Below are 6,857 nucleotides of genomic sequence, written 5' to 3' on the forward strand. Positions count from 1 at the left end.
TCAGGGCGTGGCGGGCTTCTGCGCCGTGCCGAGGGCTTTGGGCGCTGCGGGCGCCGCCGTCTTCATCTTCTCCTCGATCCAGCCGGTGTAATTGGCCAGCCGCGTGTAGATGCCGTAGGCGTTCTTGTGGCCGCAGGCGGTACCGCCGTCGGCCGGACCTTCGCCCCAGCTGACGACACCGACCTGCACCGGACCATCGGCGCCGGTCACGAACAGCGGTCCGCCGCTGTCGCCATTGCAGGCGTCGCGCTCGCCGCTGGCCGTGCCAGCGCAGATCATGTTGCCGGTCAGCGGATCGGCCATATCGGCCGCAATCGCGTTGGCGGCCGCCTCGATGCCCCTTTCCGAATAACGCATGCGGCGGGCGAGTTCGCCGAGCGCTGCCTTCAAATCATGCGCATAAATCGCCTTGATGCCGCTGTTGCAGGTTGCGTTCGGCTGGAGGTCCAGGTCGGCGACCATCAGTGCGGTGGGAAACGTTCCGTCCTGCATCTTGCCCCAGCCGGTGACCGTCGTCTTGCCGGCGTCTGGTGTCGGCTCACGGGCAATTTTGATGGTCGGGGCATCGGCCGGCGCGGCCAGCCGGATCAAGCCGAGATCGTTGTCCAGCGTCTGCTCGCTGTAGCCCTCGTTGACGATGATCTCCACCGCCTTGTAGCGCTTGCCCTCGCTCAGATCGGTGGCGCCGGTGAGCACGGTGACCACATCAGGCGAAATCGGCTCGCCGTCGTCATTGAGGCAGTGCGCCGCCGTCAGCACCCATTGCGGCGCGATCAGGCTGCCGCCGCAGAACTGCGCATTCGCCTGCGAGGCCGGGCTTTTGTCCAGTTTGCCGGTGGTCAGCAATGCCACCTGGAACGGGTAAGCGCCCTTCTCGGCCTCTTTGCCGCCGTAGACGCGATCGGCGCCGTCGGGGTTCTCCGCCCTGGCCTTGGCCCTGGCCTCGGCCACGCGTTTCATCGGCGAGATCGCCGCCTCCGGCCGAGCGGCCGCGTCCGTGGCATGAACGGATTTGACGGCCGGCAAGGCCGCCGCGATGCCGAGCAGCGCGGCGGCGGCAATCGGTCTGAACCTATGGATGATCTTCACCTCGAACCCCCTGAGACGATGTTCCCGACAGGTCAGTCGCCGACGCATGGTCCACTGAAATGGAACCGGCCGGTGAGATCATGCTCCACGGCGAAGCACGATCCGTCACAAAGCCGAGCACCATTTCTGCTAGTCGTGCTGTCGAGCCGACCCGCCCAAAATCCTATAGCCCCCCACGGGCTATGTGGAAGCAATTTGTCGTTGCCAATGTTGGATTATTTTAGGCAGTATACCGTTGCAGGCATTTTTGGCGGGGACCTAAACTGGCTGCACTGAATAATGGCCCGGTAAAGGCACCGGTAACCAATTTCATTTTTTTGCGCCACCACGATCTCGACAATATTTCTGTATCTTGATCCAGTCCTTGCTGACTTTTGGGAGAGTCTCACCATGACAAAACTGACACATAGCATTATTGCGTCCGCGTTGCTTTCCACCGCAATGTGGGCGGTTCCTGCCTTGGCTGCCGATCCAGGTTCCGCCAATGCCGGCAACGGCGAAAGCATGCGGGATGTAACATCGGGCGATTACAAGCCCGGCCGGGCGAAACCAATCGCCCCGCCGAAACTGACCGACGACGAGGCCAACCGCGCCGCGCCGCTCACCGACGAAGCAACGGCCGTCAAATCCTATGGCATCGTCGGCCGCTCCGCCGATGGCAAGGACATCAAGATTGACCCGAACGAGACGCTGAAGGACCTTGTCATCAAGGACATGAACGCGCCCGCCGACGGGCAGAAGTCCGACAATTCCGGACTGAGCGGAGGCGAAGAGGCTGGCCGTCAGGTGTTCGGCACGGACGACCGCGAGCAGATCAAGAATACCAAAACCTACCCGTTCACCGCGATCGGCTATCTCGAAGGCAAATCGAAGAGCGGCAGCTATGGCAGCTGCTCGGCGACGCTGATCGGCCCGCGCACGGTGCTCACCGCGGCGCACTGCCTCTACAGCCACGAGGACAAGGCCTGGCTCGACGATATCCTGTTCGTGCCGGCTCTCAACGGCAAGACTGCCGACGACGCGCCGTTCGGCGCCTTCACCTATGAAAGCGCTTATGTCATCCAGGGCTTCATCGACAATTACCAGGGCTTTTACGGCTCGGTCGTGCCGTGGGATCTCGGCATCGTCACCCTGAAGCAGGATGTCGGCACCAACCTCGGCTGGCTCGGCTATGCCAATTATGACGACCTCGGCGATTTCACCGCCAACATCATCGGCTATCCCGGCGACAAGCCGATGGGCACGATGTGGAAGGCGACCTGCGAAGTGCACGCCGAAAACATCGCCACCGAGTATTTCCAGTACGACTGCGACACCTATCCCGGGTCGAGCGGCAGCTCGGTCTATGCCTATGACAATGGCTCCAAGCAGCGCGTCATCACCGGCGTGAACGTGGCCGAGAGCCCGGATGCCAATACCGCCGTGCGTCTGAACGCCATCAACGTCCAGTGGATCAACAGCCTGTACAAATAGGCCTGCAGAGTTTCCGCCGCGATCGTCGCGGAAAACCGGCCGGCGGCGGAGCATTTCCGTCGCCGGCTTTCGCATTTTCGGGAATTATCTGGACTGGGCCGAGGGTGGCGCCTGGCGCACATAGTTCTCGATCGGCTGGGCGAAAGTCGGTGAACCGGCCTTGCGCTCCTTATCGATATAGCCGGCAAAATAGCTCCAGAAGGAAGCGGCATAGTCGCGGAAATAGGAGTCGGCGACGTCGCGCGAGCACAGCCTGCCTTCGACGCAGAAGGAAAGGCGGTTGAGGAAATAGACGACGCGGTCGAAATTGTCGCTGAAGTCGGCAAGCGGCATGTCGCCGCCGGTAGCGCTCATCGCTTCGATGCCGATGCGCTGTCTGAACACCTGTTCCTCGGTCGGCGTCGGATTGGCACTGAGCAGATTGCCGTATTTGGCGTTGAGCGCCGCCAGGCGTTGCTTGAGGGCCCGTTGCGCCTGCTGGTAATCCTTGCTTTCCCAGAGCTCGACCAGCGACATCGTCTGCTCGACGCGCTTCTGCTCCTGGTTCGCCAGGAACTGGTAGACCGAAAAGATCAAGGTGAAGATGATCGCCAGGCGCACCAGCAATCCGGACCAGGCATAGACGAGCATGCGCCAGTCGCGATCGGTGAATGGGTTCGCCTCCTTCTTGACCTCGTGATTGCTCACCCACGGCAGGCCTTCGACGGTTTCCGGCAGCGACACCGGCTTCTTTTGCGGTACCGGCGCCGTCACTGCCTGCTGCGTTGCGTTGCCCCCCGCTTTCGTCATCCGCAGCTGTCCAATTCTATGGTGGCGGACGGGTCGAGCACGATGCCCGGGGTCTCCAGCTTCTTCTTCAGGCAATCCAGCTGCGTGCGCGAAACGATGAACTGCAGGTCAGGCTCCACCTGCGCCTTGCCCGGCGACGGCAACGGCTCGACCACGCCGCGCGAGGCGCAGCTGCTGAGATCGACGACAACGGCGGTGTTGCCGGTTTTGGCGATCCGGTCGTACTGGTCGAGAAAGCAGCTCGCCAGTTCGGAATTGATGACGACCTCCTTGGCGCAGAGGCCGCAAGCCTCGTCCGCCGAAGCATTGGCGGCCAGCAACAGCTCGGCGACAAGGCCGGCGGTTGTTGCGCGCCACGAAAATACGATCCTGTTCACGAACGCCCTCACCCGTTCCGTTCGGCCGCCGACAGCGGTGGTCGAAGAATGTTCATTATCAGCCGATTAGGCAAGAGGCCCGGCCGGGCACCTGACCGCGCCTCAGGCGCGCGGCACGGTCTCCATCGGAAAAATCATCACGGCGCCCTTCGACCCCTTGTCGTCGGTCAGCCGCATGGCCGACCGTGTCGCCGGCGCCATGCCGATATCGGCCAGCATGTCGGCGAAGCTTGGCTGTCCCAGTCCGCGCGTTACCGAGACAACGCCCTCTTGCGCCAGGAAGCTCAGATCCTGCTTCTCGCTCTGCGGCGGTGCTTCGGTCAAGACGGCGATCATCCGCTCCATGCCGAAGCCGGTGTCGGTGAATTTGAACAGGCCTTCCTCGAGCACGGCGCCTTCGGTCAGGCGCTCGGCAAGAAAATGCTGGATGGAATAGTCGGAGCCGACGTAGAGCACGTTGATGTCGACCAGGTTGGTCGAACCGTTCCTGGCCAGTACGTGGACCTGATCGTCGGGCGAAACACGCGGCACAGTCGACGCTTCGATCGGCTGCAGCGTGTCGCTGTCAAAACGCTTGATCCGGAACTCGACGCTGACCTCTTCCGGCCGATAATCGGAGGCGGCGGCCAGCCTCGACAGGCCAATGGCGCGGAAGATTTTCGTCAGATTCCCTGCGGCGGCCTCGATCAACTTTTCGCGGCCGTCCGGATGAATGACGATCAACGGCGGCTTGCTGCCGCCCTTGAGCGTCATGTCGCCCGAAGCCGGCAGGAACCACAGCGCCGGCGCGTCGGTGGCATCTTCTGCGGCGCCGGCAATGGCGTTCTCGCGCAGCACTGCGAGACGCAGATCTGCGCTCTTGCCCGGCTCGACCAGCGCGATGTGAAACCCTGAGCTCTTCCTGGCCGCCAGTTCGTCGAGAACCGAGTTCGCCAGCGCGGCCTCTTTCTCGAGGCCTTTGGCCGCAGCCGGCCGCGCGACCACGAGCTTGTAGTCGACGGCGAGCTCGGCCAGCCGTGCATAGGCATTGGCGGGGATATCGGCCAGCTTGAGCGCCGGCTTGCCGCCGAACTCGACCGGCTTGACCCGGCTTTCCAGGTTTTTCGCCGACTGAACCTGGAGATAGCCAAGCGCCTCGGACAGCGGCGACAGCGCCGACGGCAATATTGCGAGCCTGCTGCCGGGGGTGAGGCGTTGCAGCAACCCGGCGCTGATCGTGGCTTTGTCGTTCTCGATGACGATCGGCCATTGCATGACCGCGTCTGTCTTGTCGGTGCCGAAGACGCGTGCGTCGAGTTCCCCTTCGAACAGCGGCGTCGGCCGGGTGCGGCCGTCCGCCGAATATTGCTGCAGCACGGCCTGGCCGAGCTGGCGATAGGTGATGTTGGGGTTCTCGGCCAGTTTCGACAGGATGGTGAAGGTGAACAGGCCGAAACGCGGTGCATCGGCCGTGCCCTTGGGCAGCGGCATCTCGGGCGTCGTCTCCACCGTCTGCGCCGCGTAGAAGGCGACCAATTTGCCCTTGGTGGTCGGCTCGGCGCCGGTCGGCGTCAGCTTGAAGGCCGGCTTGCGCTGCCCGTCGTCGTCAAAGCCGCGCGGCGCGGCCGACGCAATCTCGTCATAGGCTCTCACCGCAGCCGCCCTGGCAGCGTCGTCGCCGCCGACCAGATCGGCGAACTCGACCTTGCGTTCCAGCTCGTCGTCGACCTCGGCGGCGCGCGTCGCCGTGCCGGAATGGCAGCAGTCGAACACGGCCCAGACAAAGGCGCCCTTGTCGCGGATAACGTCGAGCGCGGTGCCGATCTCGTTGTCGACCAGCGCATTGGGCACGCCCTTTTCGCGGTTGACCCATTTGTCGATGTCGGACGGCAAGAAAATCTCGTCGAGGCCGTCCGTCTCGTCGCCCTTGTTCGCTGCCGGCTGCTGCGCGCCGTGACCGGACAAATGCAGGTAGACGAAATCGTCGCGCTGGACCTTGGCGGCAAGATCGGCCAACGCCGCCTTGATCGCCGCATGTGTCGGCGGTCCGTTGGCGCCTTCGACATCCTTGGCGAGCAGCGTGATGTTTTCGGCCAGGAATTTTACCGGCGCGGGCGTGTTCCCCAGGAGGTAATCGCGCACCAGGCCGGCATCGTTTTTCGGTCCGATCAGCCAGTTTTTCTTCGGCAGGTTCGGGTAATCGGTGCAGGCAACAAGCAGCGCATGGTAGGTGCGCGCCGCTGCGAATGCCCGAAACGGTACCAGGCCGGCAGCGGCCAGCGCGGACGTGCCGGCAAGCAGCGTCCGCCGCGTCACTTTGATCATGATTGCTTCCCCAAGCCCGATCGAATTTCCAAGCACGGCCAGCCTGGCCGAGGATTTTGTCAGTATTTTGAATATGGCGTCGCCGGCCAGCCGACCACCGGCTGCGAATACAAACAGTAGCAAAAAAGGCAGTTCGTCGCTATCTCAGTGGCAGAGGCCGGTTTGTATGCCTAATGGCAGCGATCGGCACGGAGCGGCTTGGAACGGGATCATGGCGGCAAGGGATGTACTGACGAAGAACCAGCTTTGCGTGCTCGAGAAACTCGAGGCCGCCAGCGGCCCGCTCAGCGCCTATACGTTGCTCGACCAATTGCGCGAGCGCGGTTTTCGCGCGCCGCTGCAGGTCTACCGGGCGCTCGACACGCTGGTGAAGTCCGGCTTCGTGCACAGACTCGAAAGCCTCAATTCCTTCGTCGCCTGTGCCGAGCCGCACGACCACAGCCATTCGATGACGGCGTTTGCTATCTGCGACACCTGCGGCCAGGTGACCGAGTTCTCCGACCATGATGTCGGCCACCGGCTCGACGAATGGGTACGCTCGACCGGCTTCGCCGCCAAGAAGGCGGTGATCGAGTTTCGTGGGACATGTGCGAAGTGTTTGGCCGAGGCGGCTTGAGGGGCCTGCCAATGGTTCCGCTGCGGGGCTTGAACTATCGCAATCTTTTGAGATTGGCTGATACCCACCAAGCTTCGTCATCCCAGGGCGGGAGCAGGAGCGAAGCGACGTCGCGGAGACCCTGGGATCCATATGTGGACGGCGCCCTGCCTGCAACGGTTGTTTTGCGTCGTTTTCGATCGCTTGCGTCCATATGTCCGGCCTTTGAG

6 protein-coding genes are annotated in these 6,857 nt (G+C 63.0%); 2 read left to right on the top strand and 4 right to left on the bottom strand.

Annotated elements, in window-relative coordinates:
- On the bottom strand, nucleotides 1–1,089 hold the full coding sequence (locus NKI39_RS22085; protein ID WP_352474873.1) for a S1 family serine peptidase: 1,089 nt from the start codon (nucleotides 1,087–1,089) through the stop codon (nucleotides 1–3).
- Nucleotides 1,090–1,479: 390 nt separating this feature from the next.
- Here NKI39_RS22085 and NKI39_RS22090 point away from each other — a divergent pair, with 390 nt between their 5' ends.
- Nucleotides 1,480–2,562 (top strand): trypsin-like serine peptidase, encoded by a 1,083-nt coding sequence (locus NKI39_RS22090; RefSeq protein ID WP_352474872.1) that lies wholly within the window; start codon nucleotides 1,480–1,482, stop codon nucleotides 2,560–2,562.
- A gap of 84 nt (nucleotides 2,563–2,646) precedes the next feature.
- On the opposite strand, the gene NKI39_RS22095 is transcribed toward NKI39_RS22090, so the two are convergent.
- The 3 genes from NKI39_RS22095 to NKI39_RS22105 all read right to left on the bottom strand — a co-directional run bounded on the left by NKI39_RS22095 (nucleotide 2,647) and on the right by NKI39_RS22105 (nucleotide 6,032).
- Nucleotides 2,647–3,351, bottom strand: a complete 705-nt coding sequence (locus tag NKI39_RS22095) for a DUF4760 domain-containing protein (RefSeq protein ID WP_352814526.1) — start codon at nucleotides 3,349–3,351, stop codon at nucleotides 2,647–2,649.
- Entirely contained in the window at nucleotides 3,348–3,728 is a 381-nt protein-coding gene (locus NKI39_RS22100) for a hypothetical protein (protein ID WP_352818345.1), read from the bottom strand. Before NKI39_RS22100 ends, NKI39_RS22095 begins: the two co-directional genes overlap by 4 nt.
- A gap of 102 nt (nucleotides 3,729–3,830) precedes the next feature.
- On the bottom strand, nucleotides 3,831–6,032 hold the full coding sequence (locus NKI39_RS22105) for a caspase family protein (RefSeq protein WP_352834356.1): 2,202 nt from the start codon (nucleotides 6,030–6,032) through the stop codon (nucleotides 3,831–3,833).
- A 211-nt stretch (nucleotides 6,033–6,243) separates the two neighbouring features.
- Between NKI39_RS22105 and NKI39_RS22110 the strand changes: the two genes are divergently transcribed.
- The gene (locus tag NKI39_RS22110) at nucleotides 6,244–6,648 is read left to right on the top strand and encodes a Fur family transcriptional regulator (protein ID WP_023675234.1); all 405 of its coding nucleotides are present in this window, start codon (nucleotides 6,244–6,246) and stop codon (nucleotides 6,646–6,648) included.
- Nucleotides 6,649–6,857 lie beyond the last annotated feature (209 nt).

Source organism: Mesorhizobium sp. M0664 (assembly GCF_040320565.1).
Classification (GTDB): domain Bacteria; phylum Pseudomonadota; class Alphaproteobacteria; order Rhizobiales; family Rhizobiaceae; genus Mesorhizobium.